The 15,324-nt window shown below is 58.8% G+C and carries 14 protein-coding genes and 4 pseudogenes; 5 read left to right on the plus strand and 13 right to left on the minus strand.

Features of this window, described 5'->3' with window-relative positions:
• The coding region (locus CV770_RS43070) for a hypothetical protein (protein WP_210203165.1) at window positions 1-262 on the plus strand (262 nt) is incomplete at its 5' end.
• 24 nt (window positions 263-286) lie between these two features.
• Window positions 287-799: pseudogene (locus CV770_RS37705) on the plus strand (transposase); the annotation flags it as partial.
• Here CV770_RS37705 and CV770_RS37710 read toward each other — a convergent pair.
• From CV770_RS37710 to CV770_RS44360, 11 genes and pseudogenes are all read right to left on the minus strand, one after another.
• On the minus strand, window positions 792-1,328 hold the full coding sequence (locus CV770_RS37710; protein ID WP_283811434.1) for a HAMP domain-containing protein: 537 nt from the start codon (window positions 1,326-1,328) through the stop codon (window positions 792-794). The pseudogene CV770_RS37705 and the gene CV770_RS37710 sit on opposite strands and share 8 nt — an antisense overlap.
• Window positions 1,329-1,454: 126 nt before the next feature.
• Window positions 1,455-1,877: pseudogene (locus tag CV770_RS37715) on the minus strand (transposase); the annotation flags it as partial.
• A 149-nt stretch (window positions 1,878-2,026) separates the two neighbouring features.
• Window positions 2,027-2,539 carry a copper chaperone PCu(A)C gene (locus CV770_RS37720; RefSeq protein ID WP_161500079.1) on the minus strand — a complete coding sequence of 171 codons (513 nt, stop codon included), beginning with the start codon at window positions 2,537-2,539 and terminating at the stop codon, window positions 2,027-2,029.
• Between the two features lie 455 nt (window positions 2,540-2,994).
• Entirely contained in the window at window positions 2,995-4,929 is a 1,935-nt protein-coding gene (locus tag CV770_RS37725) for a CopD family protein (RefSeq protein WP_104465939.1), read from the minus strand.
• Window positions 4,929-5,933, minus strand: a complete 1,005-nt coding sequence (locus CV770_RS37730) for a copper resistance CopC family protein (protein ID WP_104465940.1) — start codon at window positions 5,931-5,933, stop codon at window positions 4,929-4,931. Before CV770_RS37730 ends, CV770_RS37725 begins: the two co-directional genes overlap by 1 nt.
• 14 nt (window positions 5,934-5,947) lie before the next feature.
• Window positions 5,948-7,195 (minus strand): bacterial ammonia monooxygenase, subunit AmoB, encoded by a 1,248-nt coding sequence (gene amoB / locus CV770_RS37735; protein ID WP_104465941.1) that lies wholly within the window; start codon window positions 7,193-7,195, stop codon window positions 5,948-5,950.
• Window positions 7,196-7,221: 26 nt separating this feature from the next.
• The gene (locus CV770_RS37740) at window positions 7,222-8,043 is read right to left on the minus strand and encodes a methane monooxygenase/ammonia monooxygenase subunit A (RefSeq protein ID WP_161500080.1); all 822 of its coding nucleotides are present in this window, start codon (window positions 8,041-8,043) and stop codon (window positions 7,222-7,224) included.
• Between the two features lie 155 nt (window positions 8,044-8,198).
• Window positions 8,199-8,975 carry a bacterial ammonia monooxygenase, subunit AmoC gene (amoC, locus tag CV770_RS37745; protein ID WP_104465943.1) on the minus strand — a complete coding sequence of 259 codons (777 nt, stop codon included), beginning with the start codon at window positions 8,973-8,975 and terminating at the stop codon, window positions 8,199-8,201.
• Between the two features lie 1,250 nt (window positions 8,976-10,225).
• Window positions 10,226-10,471, minus strand: coding sequence for a hypothetical protein (locus CV770_RS37755; protein ID WP_104465945.1), 246 nt, complete (start codon window positions 10,469-10,471; stop codon window positions 10,226-10,228).
• 785 nt (window positions 10,472-11,256) lie between these two features.
• Window positions 11,257-11,418: a hypothetical protein gene (locus tag CV770_RS37760; RefSeq protein WP_210286489.1), complete on the minus strand. Its 162-nt coding sequence runs from the start codon at window positions 11,416-11,418 to the stop codon at window positions 11,257-11,259.
• Window positions 11,419-11,436: 18 nt separating this feature from the next.
• A pseudogene (locus CV770_RS44360) lies at window positions 11,437-11,594 on the minus strand (terpene synthase family protein); the annotation flags it as partial.
• Between CV770_RS44360 and CV770_RS37765 the strand changes: the two are divergent.
• Both CV770_RS37765 and CV770_RS37770 read left to right on the plus strand, forming a co-directional pair.
• Window positions 11,588-11,812: pseudogene (locus CV770_RS37765) on the plus strand (IS21 family transposase); the annotation flags it as partial. The pseudogenes CV770_RS44360 and CV770_RS37765 overlap by 7 nt on opposite strands.
• Window positions 11,813-11,977: 165 nt before the next feature.
• Entirely contained in the window at window positions 11,978-12,793 is an 816-nt protein-coding gene (locus tag CV770_RS37770; RefSeq protein WP_104465946.1) for a YopT-type cysteine protease domain-containing protein, read from the plus strand.
• 211 nt (window positions 12,794-13,004) lie between these two features.
• Here CV770_RS37770 and CV770_RS43665 read toward each other — a convergent pair whose 3' ends face one another.
• Window positions 13,005-13,289, minus strand: a complete 285-nt coding sequence (locus tag CV770_RS43665) for a hypothetical protein (RefSeq protein WP_245453977.1) — start codon at window positions 13,287-13,289, stop codon at window positions 13,005-13,007.
• Between the two features lie 842 nt (window positions 13,290-14,131).
• Between CV770_RS43665 and CV770_RS42295 the strand changes: the two genes are divergently transcribed.
• Complete coding sequence (locus CV770_RS42295) at window positions 14,132-14,299, plus strand: hypothetical protein (protein ID WP_161500081.1); 168 nt, start codon at window positions 14,132-14,134, stop codon at window positions 14,297-14,299.
• 375 nt (window positions 14,300-14,674) lie between these two features.
• Here CV770_RS42295 and CV770_RS37790 read toward each other — a convergent pair.
• Window positions 14,675-15,324 (minus strand): TCP-1/cpn60 chaperonin family protein (locus tag CV770_RS37790; RefSeq protein WP_283811433.1); only part of this gene is annotated, 650 nt, incomplete at its 5' end.

The raw sequence follows: 15,324 nt of genomic DNA on the forward strand, positions 1-15,324 counted from the left end.
TGGTTTCTTCCATAGAGATATCCAGACCAACGTACTGCTTCATAGCGCGGCTCCTTTTCGATTTGCTGACGCCGATCGTACCGATCCTCGTGTTCGCAAGAAGACGTCAGCCGCGATTACGCCATGTGAACAAGGGTCTAAGCGATTGAGCGAGAGCCTATTTTATCGGATTCGAGACGGCTTGAGATTGCAGGGATTGGGGGATAGAGGCGGTCAAACCCTGCAATCTTGTTTGTGGATTCCTTTTCGCCGTGGACCATGATTCTGTGGTGCACCGGAGGGAGCGATGCGTCCGAAGAAGCACAAGTCGACGGGATGGAACGATCTGTTCCGAGCGCGACTGGATCAGATCATCAACATGAAGCACGAGCTGGTTCAGCTCGCCGGCAAGGTCGATTGGGACTGGATCGACGGCGAGGTCGCGCCGCTCTACAGCGAGAACGGTCGGCCCGGGATCGAGACCCGCTTCATGATCGGGCTCTTGCTGCTCAAGCACATTTACGGGCGGTCCGATGAGGGCATTTGTGAGCGCTGGGTCCACGACCCGTATTTCCAGTTCTTCACCGGCGAAGAGTTCTTCCAGCACGCCTTCCCGCACGAGCGAAGCGACCTGAGCCATTGGCACAAGCGGCTCGGCGACAAGCTGGAGCTGCTGCTGGCCGAGAGCCTGCGGGTGGCGCACAAGGTCGGTGCATTGCGCAGCCAGGACCTCAAGCGTGTCACGATCGACACCACGGTGCAACCGAAGGCCATCACCTTTGCGACCGACGCCAAATTGTCGCACGCGGCCATCAAGGGGCGCGCGGCCCTGCTCGCGGCGAGCTTTGTCGCGAGTTGGCGATCTCTGTAGATTGCTCGACCTGCCGGCCGATCTCGGAAGCGGATGCCATCATCTCTTCCGTTGCGGCAGCAACAAGCTGAACATTGGCTGACGCTTCCTCCGAGGCCGACGCAACGTTGTCAGATATCTCCCGAGTAACGTGGGCCGTATCCGTCAGCTCGCGAGCGGAAACCTCCAGCTCGGTCGAGGCGGATGACATCGTATCGATGACGCCGCTCACGGCGTGTTCAAACGTGCTGGCAAGCTCTCCAAGCTCCGCCTTGCGTCGCATCCCGGCCCAGCGATCCTGTTCCTGATTCGCCGCAAGCTCCGCTTGCACCTTTTCACGCGACCTGACCTTAAATGTTTCCATGGCCTGCGCCATATCGCCGATCTCGTCTGAACGGCCAAGGCCGGGCAGCGTGACGTCGAATTGCCCAGCCGCCAGTTGGCGCATCGCTGCGCTCATGCGGGTAATCAGCTTGGCCAGCCGCTGCCCGATAAGCACAGCAACGAAGCCGATTGTGAGAGTGGCCAGCCCAATTCCCCAGCTCAATATCGCTCTGAGGCGCGACGCAATGCTCTTCCGCAGAGACAGCGCGAGCGTCTGCGGCTGTAATCGCCTTCAACAGGAACCTTCGCCACCGACCAGCCGCGCCCGGATGCAGTGGCGCAAGACAGTCTCGAGCACGCGACGGAAGAAGATCGCTCCGACGGAAGCGGCCGTGCCATTCTTCGAGAACGTGGAGTGATCGTTGACAGTCCGCTCCAGACCCAGCCGGCAAAACCATCGGTACGCCAGATTGAGGTGGACTTCATCGCAGAGGCGCCGCTCCGATCGTATGCCGAAGAAATATCCCACCAGGAGCATCATCATCAGCTCGGGATCGATCGAAGGCCGCCCGATGTTGCTGTAGAACGGCGCCAACTCCCGGCGCAGGTCCTCAAGCTCTACGAACCTATCGATCGACCGGAGTAGGTGGTCGGCCGGGATGTGTCTTTCGAGCGTGAACTCATAGAACAACGCAGCCTGTTCGACTTGCCGACGCCCCATCATGACCTTCAGTCCTGCCAATTAGAGAGTACGGCTACTTGGTCGTGAATGTTTCCATATCTGGGGCGTTCCCAAATGCCCATCGCCCTCATGGTTCGATCTCCCACAACCTGCCTCAGACCGCGTCCGTGCTTCGCCATCTCCTGGCACTTTTAGTGGTGAGTGTGATGATGGATTGGCGTACCATCCTCTTCAGCCAAGCCTGCCGGCTCGATCGTGAATTCGATTTCTATGGTGCCCGCCTTTTCGAATTCCAACGTCCCTTTGACCATCTCTCCTTCCTTTAGTGCGCCGTGAAGTCCTTCAAACAGAATCCGCGCGCAACCGGGTTGAAGACGAACGAAACCACCAGGTTCTATTTGAAAGCCATGCTCATGGGTGGCGAACTTAGCTGGCCGTGCGCCTGCATCGGCTTCCTGCAAGATCCCCTTCTCGCCCGAAAGCGAGGCCCCGAGCAACCGATCTGGCCCTGTGCCCCTGTTCTGAATTTCGATCACATAAGCCGTCGTCGCGGTATTGGTCGTATCCTTTGCAGCCACCCAGGGATGCTGGATCAGTAGTGTTCCGACCTCCAACTCATAGCTGAAGGCGGTACTGTTAAAAAAAGCCAGGACGGCAACACCGGCAATCGGCGACAGCAATGCCCTTGCACTCGCCTTCAACATCGTGGGTTTCCAAGGCATCATGGCCTCCTTTGTAATCCGCGTTTAGCGCTTACCACTTTATGTTCGCGGGAAAGGTGGTCAGCGAACGTTTCCCGCAATTGCCGCTTTTAGAGGCGGGCTAACTGGTCTGGATCAAGATCATTCCGCTGAATACCGGCAGCGCTAGCCACGGTCACTCGGGGGCTGATGCGGGACGGCGAGATGAGATGCTCTTTTTCTGCCACCGATCCCCCACCCGAGTGCCCCAAAAGAGCTACCGCCTGCTTGTCGACGCAGAATCTGCTCGCTACTATGATCATGGCTCGTCCCGGCCTGCGATCTTGCTGGCACTAGACCTGTCGCCGCGACAAATGATCGATTGAAACTCGCGGGGGGACTGCGCTCGGCGAGAGCATTGATCGCGAGTGCGATCAGCGGGAGCCAGACAGCAGTGAGGGCAAGCGCGGCCCGGACCGCTAATGGTCATGAACGCCTCTCTTGTTGATCTCCGGTTCAACTTGGAGCTGCGTAATTGCGTCGACCAGTTGCGAATGCGATGCTAATCTCTCGGTCTCGTCCGAACGCCAGCGTGCGCGCACGAATCCGAATCTGTCGATAAGAAACTCGATTATCGCTGGGGGCGAATCGTTGTCATCGAAGCCGGGGTTCGCCATTGTGCGCCGATAGAGGTTCCACGCAGCGGCAATGCGATGGTCTATGTCGAACACGATGCAGGGATTTCCTGACTCACTTGGAGATGGGAACTCCTCGGAGGGAGACGGCATCACCGCGACGATCATTCCGCCTGCTTGCTCGATGGCGCGCGCGTGTTGCGTCAACTGATCTAGGCGCTGCGTTCGGATGCCATCTCGGAAGATCAACACAAGTTTTGAGCGCCCATCGCTCCTATCTTTCAACTTCTCTCTCGGGTCAACGCCGCGGCACGTCGGAAAGTCGATCGCGTGAAGCCACGGCTGCCCCGCCGATATTTCGGGACCAAGAATTCTTGCTTCATAGCCAAGCGATAGAGCCATCACGTACTCGACCACTCGCCACCTGTCTAACTCCGACAGACTTTCGGCAAAGCCCGGCATCGCCGAGGATGGGAAGCCATGGCTCACCCACCAGTACATGTCTCCCATCGTATGGTCTCTCGTGTGCGGAGCGGTGAGATCGGCGGCCGGCGGCTTCAAATCTTTTGCCAACGGGCCGTCTCCTCTACCCCTCAGGCCGTGGCAAGCTACGCAATTCGCAGCGAATACGTCCTGCCCCTGGGCAATCGCTTCCGCGTCATACGGCACTGGAACTTTTGAGTAGGTCGAAGGATACGCGGGGACTGACAACCCGGGCAGTGCGACAGCCCCTGCGACACCAAGTCCAGCAACAGCCGCGACCGTCGCCCACCGCCATCTTCCCATACGGCCGAGCTCAAATGCGGCAATACTCCCAACTAACAGAGCAATGCAGCCGCCAATGGCCAGAACGTTACTTCCCGGTACGGTCCTCCAAGCGATGACTGGATCCAGACGCAACGAAAGCGGCCAGACTATCTCGACGTGCCTCGATGGAATGGCCTGAGACAGGCAGCCCGCAAGTAGCGTGACCAGAAATGCGAAGGTTAGCTCGATCTTCAAGACCATCGCGAGTGGCTGAGTTGCCCCTTCGGTCTTTAGCAACGTCAATAGCCTCTGTCTGATAAACGTCGCGCAGAACAGGACCGTGCCGATGCAGGCGAACTTTCCCGTCAGGAGCCAGCCATATTCGGTCGCCACCAAACCCGGCCAAGTCCCCACGTTTTCGATCGCTAGAGCTACTCCGGTTGCGACCAGGAGCAACATGAGCGGCAGCGCGACCGTCGAAAAACCGCTTAGGAGCCTTGATTTACTTTCGGGCCTCTCCGCTGCGTCGCGAGCCATCGCGACAACGAGGGTTGACAGTCCTCCGAACCAGAGCGCCGCCGCAGCAACATGGATCATATTGATCGCGAGGTCTGCTATAGTGCCGCCAGCCGCCGAGTGGCTCGAGAACAATCCCACCAGCAGCGATAGTCCGCTGAAACTCGCGGCAAGACCTGGCTTGTGAAGAAGTTGCAAGCTCGCAACTCCGACTAGCACAAACCCAAGCGCCGCGACCTGAGCTCTCCCGAACCGCGTGTCCAAAATGATGAAGAGCACGTCGCTGGAGCTGACAGCTAAGACCGGCTTGCCTAGGACGGCGCCGATCCGAACCGTCAAATACAAGAGACCGAGGACGAGTCCTACGGACGCAGCGATGGAAGCTATCGTCGTGAAGCGCGACCGAGTGCCGCTTTCAAGACCCTCGCGCCACAGTGCCAAACCCCAGCAGAATCCGCCGAAAGCTGCCGTGGAGGCGAAAGCAGTCCCTCGCGCAAGTGAGAGGACCGTTTCCATCAAGGTTCTCGGTAGAGAAATTTAAACTTGCCTTCCGTGCGATGCCCATCAATCGAGACGACGCTCCAACTGACGGTATAGAGCCCAGCAGATAGATGAGGTAACGAAACATTCACGATTCGCCCGTTGCCGCTTAGCACGGGCTGCGAAAGCCCTGATACGGATTTATTATCGCGAGAAAGGGCGACATTGATGAGCCGCTGTTCGAGCGCTTCGGTGAAGTACAGGACCATCGGGTCGATCGGAGCTGAAATTTCGCTGCCATCTTGCGGCGTCGATCGAATGAGATGCGCATGAGCGAGTACCGCGCGTGGCATTACGATCGGCACGGCCATCAGGACGAGCACGAAGCTTTTCATCGAAGCAACTCGCCTTTGCCTGTGGTTCGCCGAGGATAGCTCCCGCCCGATCGAGTATCGCCGCCGTGCCCACAGAAACGTTCCCACGGCGCCTGACACTATGACCAGGCACCACGCCAGAAGACGTAACAGACTCCAGCCTCGCCCCACATCGAATGGAAAGTTTGCCACGCTTTGCCCACGACCCTCGATCGCCACCATGCCGACGTATCTGCCGGCTTTCTCGAAATTGACCTCGATCTTTATCGTTCCGTTCGGATACTTCCTTGGTGGAATGTAGAGGATGCTGGATGATGTGTCTGTCATTTCCATCCTTTGTACGCCGTCATCTCTAGCCAGGTTCACGCTTACCGGGATGTCTCGAAGGGACCCGTCGACGAAATCGAGAACAATGATCGTTCGCCCGACCTCCGGTATGTCCTCACAAAATTCGGCTCTCGAGCTCTGCGGCTGATAGCCAGTAAAATGCATGAAATAGCTGTCCACTTTCAGCTTGCATTGGTCAGCCTCCATGGACACCGCTCCGTGCGCATGACCTTCGCGGATGGCGGCAAGAACAACGAAAGCGCCGAGCGCCATCACAATGACGGCCGGGAACGCCCCTCTTCCGCTCGCGGTCGTCTGCCACTGACCTCGTCGCGACATTCGCGCACCCAAGGTTACTTGAGTTCGGTGAATACGGGCACGATTGGTCCGCGCATCTCCGCTATGACGCGTTTCCCATTAGGAGTGTAGAGGAGCAACAACCCGCCGAACTTGGAGTCGACGTCGGTGAGGAAGCTGACAAGGCGCTCCAATTCCCACACGGCGTCCGTTGCCTCGACGAGCACCTCTCTCGTCTCACCAGGATTTATCGGTGTATCACTACTGAGCTCAAGCCCTGTGCGTGCGACGAGATCCCTTGGGTAGGTCGGATCTACATTGGCTACTGCCGCTGGGAGCCCCTGATTGAGGAAGCGGATGTTTGCGGTCGTAAGCTCGCCGATCGACAGAGGTTCTGACCCTTTGTTCGTTATCCTGGTCGCTAACCTCATCGAACGGCCCGGCACCTCATAGGTGGCCGATATGACCTTGACCTCTGCGTCAGCAGGGCTTGCCGGGCGCGGCGCGACCTTATTCAACCCGCTCTGGAGGGGAACATTATATGGATATTCCTGATTGGCTCGGACATAGCCGCCGAAGACCATGACGAGAACGATCGCCGCCACTATAATCCCGACCCCGGTGTCCCTCAACGAAACCAACAAATCCTCCCTGCCCTTTTGCAGAACAAGCCATCGAGGCAAAAACAGTGGACGAACCAACCAGAACAACAACCAAGCCGCAGCCACGGCCAGCCAAGCCACATGCCATCCAATCGCGTTAGTCAGCCCGAACGTCTGCAAGTCGTCGATCTGCAGTCCAGTCATAGTCTTGATCGGAAACGCGAACGAATGCGCATCACCCGAGATGTTTATCCACTGCCCCGGTCCCACCAGAGGGCCAGATCCCTTGATCGAGATCGAGGGATGGATGTGGCTGCTGCCCGGTGTACGCCCCTCAAGAACCATTCGAAAATCGTAGTCGCGGCCAAGTTCCAGCTTAGCGAAAGACTGCCTCGCTGGCTCACCGTTGAGGTATGTTTCCACCCTGGCAATTGTCGGTCCGGGCGATACGCTCGACACGAAAACAATATCCGGTGGAGTAACTGCGTCCGGCCAGTCCTCCATCAGCCTGAATTTTCCCGTTAGCTCGAACCGCTCGTTCACCTTCACGTCAGTTTTGGAAAAGTAGACATCGTAGAATTGTACCGTCCGGGTCCTCAAGTATGGCTCCTGAGCACGTTCGCCATGAGCGGCTGCGCTAGACACTCCGGCAGTGAAGGCAACAAGCCAACCGGCAGCGAGTTTTATAAGTTGCGACAACATACCCGTGTTCCCTGTGCTTATTCGCTTTAGGACGCTGGCCTGCTTTTCATACCCATGAAGGATTTGACGACATCGCCGTTCTTGAGGAACGTCGTCTGGGACGCAAAACGCCCAAGCTGCCACCAAAGTTGGTGCATGAATATGCAGATGAAGCCCGCGAACGCCGCCGACACCCAACTAACCGAGCTACCGAAAGTCCGGAGCGTACCGCGCTCGATGATACGCAGATATTCGGGCATGTTCGAACGCGGAAACGTGTAACCGATCATGTCGGCCAACGACGCGACCATTCCTTGGTGCTCGACTGGGAGATAGAACGGAGCCAAAGCGGAATAATTCGATGGCCAGAATACGAATCCGAACGCAAAGCCCGCGACGATGGATGTGAACAGGCTATTGCGAAGGACGATTAAGGCCATATCCATCAACAATGCGCCCGCGATCACCTGTGACGGCACGCCTTCCGTGAACGGGAAGCCTGTCCATATCCACCAATTCGCGTAACGTCCGAGCCACGTGGTGATCAGCAACACTGTCGCGCCCACCGTCGCACCGATGGGCAAACGGAAGTTGACCCAGAAGATCGCCTGCAGAGCAGCAGGAAACATGATCATGGAGATGGGCGCGACAAGGGGCCAATATTGCCGGTCTTTCCAGTCGACATACATGTCCCAATCACCGACCGTGAGCATCACGTGCAGATGGAATGCTCCCGCAAAGAGGGGCACCACCGCCGCCACGACCAAGAAGTCGAATATGCGCGAGTATCTTGCTGCCTTGGGGGTTAGGCCGGAGACAGAAATGACCGTCTCACCCTTGGGGCCAGCTTTCCTTTTCGGAATCGCCACTGCATCTATGTCGGTAATTTGAGGTGACTCCTCTCCCTAGGGTTTACCTGCTCTTCCCGGACTTGGATCGCTGTCCGGGAAAGGCTGTTGGCTTGTATTGTTGTCGCACGGCTTCCCGCACCGCGATTTTCCAACGTGTAGCAGACGTGCTTTCGTCACGCTCTCGCTGCATCCTGCTTGAATACAATCGGAACGAGTTCTCTAAATCGTCCGACGATCTGCATCAGGACGCCCGCCAGCGCGAGTGCGCACCATCCGAGAACCACGAAACCCCAATGCAGCGGGTGGGAGAAGATTTCTTCGGTGAGCCAGTAAGCGTGCCCCCATTCGTTGAAACCGAGATTCGGCAAAATGAGGAAAGGCCCCACTACGGCGAAGACATGCATGAGCGAGATCCCCCTGCAGAAGGCCGGAATGCGGGTCATTGCGTAAACAAAGCTGCCTACGCCAAAGAAGAGATAGATTGGAATGGTCGCATAGAACAGAATGATGTGACTGGGAGTAAACGGCGTGTCTCTGAGGGTCGTCTGATGCCAGACTCCATCTCCATCGGCGAAGAAGCTGCCTGTCCAGAAGATGCAGAAGCTGTACACGACGAGCCACATGGTCAGATAAAAGTAACTGCGCAACTCGACCTCGGGCGTGATGGCCTCAATGTTCTTGTCACGCGTCAGGAAGAGATAGGTCCAGCAGAGCGCGCCCGCGCCATACAACACCGGCAATTCGATCTTGAAGAGCGTCATCCAGTATTCGCCAAATTCAGGTGAACTCGCATCGAGTCCCATGGAGAAACCAAAAGCCTGCTGATACAGCCGCGCGCAGATGTAGAGGATCGTCAGCGCAACGATCGCGAACGCGAACAATCCGTAGTTTATGCTAAAGGTCTTGGTGCCCGTGACATTCGGTGTGCGATCTAACGCAGCGTCAGACATTATTCCCCCTCAGTTTTGTCCTAGTACCTCGATACTGAGATTTTGTTTGATCGGTTTTGGTCCAAGACGGGTAGCTGCTCAGGAGGGGACCAGCACTTCGACGCTGCGCGGCGATCCGGGCCGACGCCTGATGAAGCTCACGCGTTCGGGCGGCAACTCCATCTTGGTGGACGAAGTTGCCAAGCCGTCGCACCAATGTACCGACGTTGAAGCATTTTTCTGGATACGCTGGCCGACAATGAGTGCATATCCTAGTCGGGCATCAGTGCGCTCTTCCAGGAATATTCATCCTACCGTGCGGGCACGCCGAGGACGTTCTCCTTAACGATTCCGAGTTGCCTTCGAAGTCGAACAGTGGACCGGCGCCCAAAACAAAGGCCCGCCTGTCGTGGAACGTCCCTCGACCGTGGGGCCGGCCGCGTGAGCTGCATCGAAATAGGGACTGCTCTTATTGAGCACGTAAGCGGTGTTCCGAAAATGGCCGGCCGGTCGATCACCATTCGGGAGCGGGCTCCGCTGTTGCATATCCATTCCATCTGCCAAGCTTCGCCCCGACCGCTTTAGAGAGCGTGAAAACAAGCGGACGACCTCGGACCGAACTGGAGGCTCTGCACAGCATCCACGGAGTTCGATCGGCCCCCTCGCTCAAGCCTACTTAACGCTAGCTACGTGGCTTGGGCAGCTACCAAGTCAGGTAGTTCCAGAGCACACCAGAGTCTGTTCCATTCGCTTAGATGGTAGCGGTTGGATCCATCCTCGGTAGCTCCCTTGGCGGTCGGTAGTGTTCGGGCCATCCTAGATGCTCATCTGCCCTCATGACGAGATAATGCGCGGGAAGGAGTAGGTGTTCATGAGCTAGGGCCAACCCACAATCAAAGTGGCTCACTGCGATGCGCCGGCCAGTTATCGCGAATAGAAACCATTAGTTCGCCGTCCGATTGCCTATCATGGCGGAATTCGTTCGGGAACTCGTTCACCATCGTTGATGTGACGGCGGACGACTCAAAAGCTCAAGTTTGGATTGCGCCGGCCAAGCCAAGTCAGGCGCTGACATTGGTCCTCGCCGCAGTCTCGGAAGGATGGACTGCGGAAGTGTTGGACGTCGTGCTGCCCGTTGAGCAGCAGCGAACGTTCGAAGAACTTAAGCTCGAACCCTGCGACGTTTACAAAGTGGCTGAGTAGCGAGCGCGGCCTGTTTCCGGAGGGCCACTCTGGATAGCAAAGGCTTTCCTCGCCGAGTTGTAGGTTGCCTAGACAGGCTTACGCCGCTCGTTCTCAGCCCTATTCGCAGCCTTGAGCCGGCCTTCGATGTAGTCGGAAATGTCGCCGATCTCAGCCCGCAACTCGGCTTCCGAAATACCCTGCCCTTCGGCAGCCTCGACAAGGCGCCGGGTGAGTTCGGCCACGTCCTGCGACGCGCCAACCGTCCGATACTGCTCGACAGCGTGAACGCTGTTCTCGACCCAGAAATCGATAAACTCGCGAGCGTTGCTCACCGTGCCCCCCCAACGCCGACAGAAGGGCTAGCGTTAGCGCCAGCGAGTAAATGGAGCAAGGCCGCATCAGTTAGCGGAGTCTTGCGTCCGACGCCATCGAAGGCGCTGGCCGTGGGACTGGGATGCCATCTTTGGCGGTTACGCCTCGCCATATCGCGCGATCTTCGACGCGGACGACAAGGACGGATTGTCGGGCGCCGGCGTCAGCCCAGCGCAGGCGCAGATCGTCGACCCCGCCGTCTGGGCTCAAGAGAGCGCCGATCTCGCAAAGCAGTTCGCGTACGCGCCGCCGGTCAGTATGGGAAAGAACCCGCCCTCCTGACGCGCGAGTACGAGACCGACGCCAAGAACGTGGCCCGAGCGCGAGCCGCCCTGGCGGGAGCCAGGCTGGCCAATTTGATCGAGACCGCTTTGAAGTAGGCCTTTTTCGCCGGCAACCGGCAGGATATTGATTGAGAAGATTATTCGCGCAACATCGCTGCTAACCCTTCCCGCCTTCGCATGGGTGCACTCGTCCGATTGACGCCGACCACGGGGCGCCCGTCTTGTTCGACGCCAGGAAGATCACGGCCGTCGTCGCCCTGTCGACCAGCGAACTTCACGTCGACGCAGAGACCCCGTCCGACGCCGATTGTCAGCCAATCCGCCGGTGGCGGTTTGTCCGCACTCACTGCGGCGCCGATCTGGAAATCATCATGAGGCGCTCGCGACCTCGGATGGAAGATGACGCCAGCCACGACATCAACCCATTTCGCGCCGAAGCCGCCAACGATTATCCAAGCCCATTAAGCGATTATGCCGCCATCGGCGATGGTTCCGTCGCCGACCGACACGATGTCCAGATGGTCGTCCTTGCGCCGGCTCAGGGCGGCGTCGCTCATGCTCGCTTCACCCGTCGCATCGGGCTGCGGCGTTGCATCGGATCGGACCGACGGCAGCGCGCGCACGCCGCTGCCTCCGCGCGTTCAGGCCGGCGCACGCTGGCCTCCCCCCCAGCGTCGCTACGGTAGCGCCTCTGGTAGTACTGCGCGCGGATGGCCGCCATGGCCTCGATCAACGGCCCCCACGGCGCGGGAAAGTGTTCTTCCGCCATCACCCGGTGCAGCATGCGCGTATGAGGCGCTCGATCACCGGCTCTGTCACTTCCGGCTGGCGTTCTCCAGCTTCGAGCATGCCCATGTCGTGCTCGGCGGCGAAAGCTTCGTCGCTCTGGCCGAGGGCTTGCAGAACGCCCTGTGGGCGCTCGGCGGCGTGCCGCGAGGGCATCGCAGCGATAGCCTGTCAATGTCGTTCCGGAATCCGGCAGCCGACGCGCGGGAGGATCTGACACAGCGCTACGCCGCGCCGCATCAGACATTGTCAGAAGTCCGACAAAGGAACGCTTTCTAAGCTGGACATCAGCTGCCCGTCAGCTCGCCATCAGCTTGCCTGGGTATCCTCGCAGCAGGGCCTACGCAGCCCGAATTGATGCGTAGAGACTAGCGCAGCACAGAAAGGTGAATCGTCGTGTATGATCGAATCAGTGGCTCATCCGCATGCACTAGACAAGCTGACGAACCGAGTCAGTCGGTGGATAGCGGCAGCTTTACGGAAACACTTGCAGATCTCGCGCCTCAGTGGAGCTCACAACCGGGGGAGCTGCCTGACAAGATGGGGGCCTGCTGCAGCAAGCCAAATACCTCGGATGCAAACGTTCGAACTTCTAGCGCCTCCGACCCCAGTACGTCCTCTCCAGAGAGTCCGGCCACCTCATTGTTTGAATACAGAACGGCCGACCTGCGTGATGCGAATGTGGACGGCATCTGCGTTGGGCTGACTGCGGAGTGGTTCCGCAATCTTAACAACAGCCCATCAACCCGAATGAGTGCGCTCACACCCGGATCGCAAACGCACGCCTCAGCGGCTGAACGGCAGCAGCAATATCAAAATCTCAAGGATCAGTTGCGGAGCAGGGGAGCAGGATCTTCTCAGGCCGACCTTCAGGCACAAAATACCATTCTGGAGCACGCAGGCTTGGAACCGGCTGGAGAAGAGAAGAGATTCGCATTCGGCAAGTCTTCGAACGTCAAGCGCATGGTGAACGAAATCAACGAAGATGGATCGAACCATTTGCTCAGCTTGTATTTCGCCGAAGGCGGCGCACACACAGTGGCGACGTCGGCCTCGAATGGAAGGACCACGGTTTTCGACCCTAACTATGGAGAATTTACTGTTCAATCAGATCCAGACCAGATGGCTTCATTGTTACAAAGCCTCGCCAATCGTTACAGGAATCCCAACGGGCAGCATTTATCGACAATCACGACGCAAAGGATGCGGTGAGCTGGGCCTTGAGGCCGGTGGTGATTGATAGGCCTTCTGTGAAGGCGCGGATGCGTCGGCCGGCGCTCGCGGCGTCGGGGGCCAAATCTGCTGCGGATAGCCGGCTGCGTGCCGGCTGGCGAGTGTGCCGGCATGGAAAGCGGGGGCGCCGGCCCCCCGCTATCCATGACGGCCGGCACAAATTGCAGTTCATGACCGCCTGCGGTTTCTCTCAACTGACGTCGCCATTGCTGCGGCGACAATCCATGCGGCCCGCTGTCAAACCACGCGCTTGATCCGGACCGACTGTGCGCGGGGTATGACTTTCCGCGACATCAGCTTTCGTTCGAAGCACGTAAAACCGACGCATCGATAATGGTTCAGCCAGGATGTGCCCCTCACAAGCAGCCGGGGATCGGGCAGGCTCCGCGTTTTGCGATGCGATCTGGATCGTCGAGCGGAAGAACTCAGCATCGCGCTCCCTGGGTGTTAAGCGAAAGACGTCGGCAGTTTCCATGATCGGATCGCCGGCTCGGAGAATTCCGCGTTTACTACTCGCGCCGGTCCGGACCAGTTAAACGACGGCATGTCGCGGCCCATCGCGAAAGGCTCGACGGCGTTGTTGATCTAATTGGAGTCCAGGGTCCGCAAGTCCACGCAAAATGCCTTCTATGGGATACCGATGACGCGGTCGTGAGCAGCATGAACTGGGGTTCTCAAACCGGCTCGTCCGATGATCCTCTCGACGAGCTTGGACTGCATCTGGAAGGGCCCAGTCTCGCCACATGCCTTTTGAAAAAATTCGAGGATCAGCTCGAGGACTGATCAGTGGCGCGCAACTTTCTGCACACCAGACCCGATCTTCGCATGCAATGTTCGCTTTTGGACCATTATCGAGCACCACGGCTCGCTTTGAGTGAGCTTCGGGATAGCTCCGACAGTGTCGTGGCGACCTATGTATCGGAGTAATGGGCGCTCACAAACCGACGTGGTCGACGGCCAGCAGCGCCTTACGACCATAACGATCCTCCTTTGCGTCCTCCGGGACCTGGCGGATGCGAAAATCGGGCAGGCGATCCATAACTACATCTGCCAGGCCGGCGACCCGCGATTTCGGCGGGGTTGAGGAGGCCAGGCACCATGGTGACGCCGACCTTGTTGCTGCAGCAAATGAACCGCTCACGGGCTTCATGCGCCACCTTCCGCAGCAACCGCGCGGGATCCTCGGCAAGAAGGACGGTCAAGGCCAGCCGCGGCAGCGGCGCGTGCCTCCTTCGGGTCTCCCAGCAGCGCCAGCGTAGGGCATCTACGATCGGCCGCCATTGCGGTATTGGTAGCGCGGGCATGTGACGCTGCTCGGTGACGCCCTTCACCCGATTGGTGCCGCATTTCGGGCAAGGCGCCGGGCAAGCCATCGAGGATGGCTTCGCGCTCGCCGTTCTGCTGGAGCACGCCAAGCGCGACAAGATCGCAGCGCGTCTAAAGGCTTATCAGGAGCTGAGATTAGAGCGGACCAGCCGCGTGTAAGCCGCCTCGCGCCTGGCCGGCAAGTTCTACCCGATCCGCGGCCGGGGATCCTCTGGAACTGGAGGAGAGGATGCGGGAATGGGTGTCGGCCGCCGCCTGGATATTTCCGATGCGGAGAAGGCCGCTTTGGCACTTCTGTAGGAAGAACCTCAAGGACCGAATTTTGCTGAGACGTTCTGAACGTACGCTTCTGGCCATTCGCGATATTTGCTGCTGTTGCCGTGATCGGCATATCTACACCGGCTTTTCAACTTCCGTATGAAGTTGGGGCTTGGGCTAAGCGCACCGGAAAACAAGGGGACATAATACGGCGTCAAAGAAAAACCCCGGCATTGGTGCCGGGGTTCTGTAATTCTCGTTTTCTTCGCGGCTGGATCAGAAGTCCATGCCTCCCATGCCGCCGCCCGGAGGCATGGCCGGGCCGGCTGCGGCCTTCTTCGGCAGCTCGGCGACCATCGCTTCCGTCGTGATCAGCAGCGCCGCCACGGAGGAGGCATTCTGGATAGCGGTGCGCACGACCTTGGTCGGGTCAATGATGCCCTTGGAGACGAGGTTGCCGTACTCGCCGGTCTGCGAGTCGAAGCCGTAGGCGTACTGATCCTTCTCGAGGATCTTGCCGACGATGACCGAACCGTCTTCGCCGGCGTTGATCGCGATCTGGCGGGCCGGCCAGGACAGTGCCTTGCGCACGATCTCGACGCCGGTCTTCTGGTCGTCGTTCTTGGTGCGCAGGCCCTTGAGCTGCTCGGAGGCACGGAGCAGGGCGACGCCGCCGCCGGGGACGATGCCTTCCTCGACAGCCGCGCGGGTCGCATGCATCGCGTCATCAACGCGATCCTTGCGCTCCTTCACCTCGACCTCGGTCGCGCCGCCGACGCGGATCACCGCGACGCCGCCCGCGAGCTTGGCAAGACGCTCCTGGAGCTTCTCACGGTCGTAGTCCGAGGTGGTCTCCTCGATCTGCGCCTTGATCTGGGCCACGCGCGCCTCGATGTCGGCCTTCTTGCCGGCGCCGTTGACGATCG

The organism is Bradyrhizobium sp. AC87j1, assembly GCF_002936975.1.
In the GTDB taxonomy this organism is placed as follows: domain Bacteria; phylum Pseudomonadota; class Alphaproteobacteria; order Rhizobiales; family Xanthobacteraceae; genus Bradyrhizobium; species Bradyrhizobium shewense.

Bases quoted from the DNA above. Each gene is read 5' to 3' on its own strand.
- CV770_RS37730 (WP_104465940.1), bottom strand. From the start codon at position 5,933: ATGTCGCGACGAGGTCAGTGGCAGACGACCGCGAGCGGAAGAGGGGCG.
- amoB (WP_104465941.1), bottom strand. From the start codon at position 7,195: ATGTTGTCGCAACTTATAAAACTCGCTGCCGGTTGGCTTGTTGCCTTC.
- CV770_RS37720 (WP_161500079.1), bottom strand. From the start codon at position 2,539: ATGTTGAAGGCGAGTGCAAGGGCATTGCTGTCGCCGATTGCCGGTGTT.
- CV770_RS37725 (WP_104465939.1), bottom strand. From the start codon at position 4,929: ATGGAAACGGTCCTCTCACTTGCGCGAGGGACTGCTTTCGCCTCCACG.
- amoC (WP_104465943.1), bottom strand. From the start codon at position 8,975: ATGTCTGACGCTGCGTTAGATCGCACACCGAATGTCACGGGCACCAAG.
- CV770_RS43665 (WP_245453977.1), bottom strand. From the start codon at position 13,289: ATGGAAACTGCCGACGTCTTTCGCTTAACACCCAGGGAGCGCGATGCT.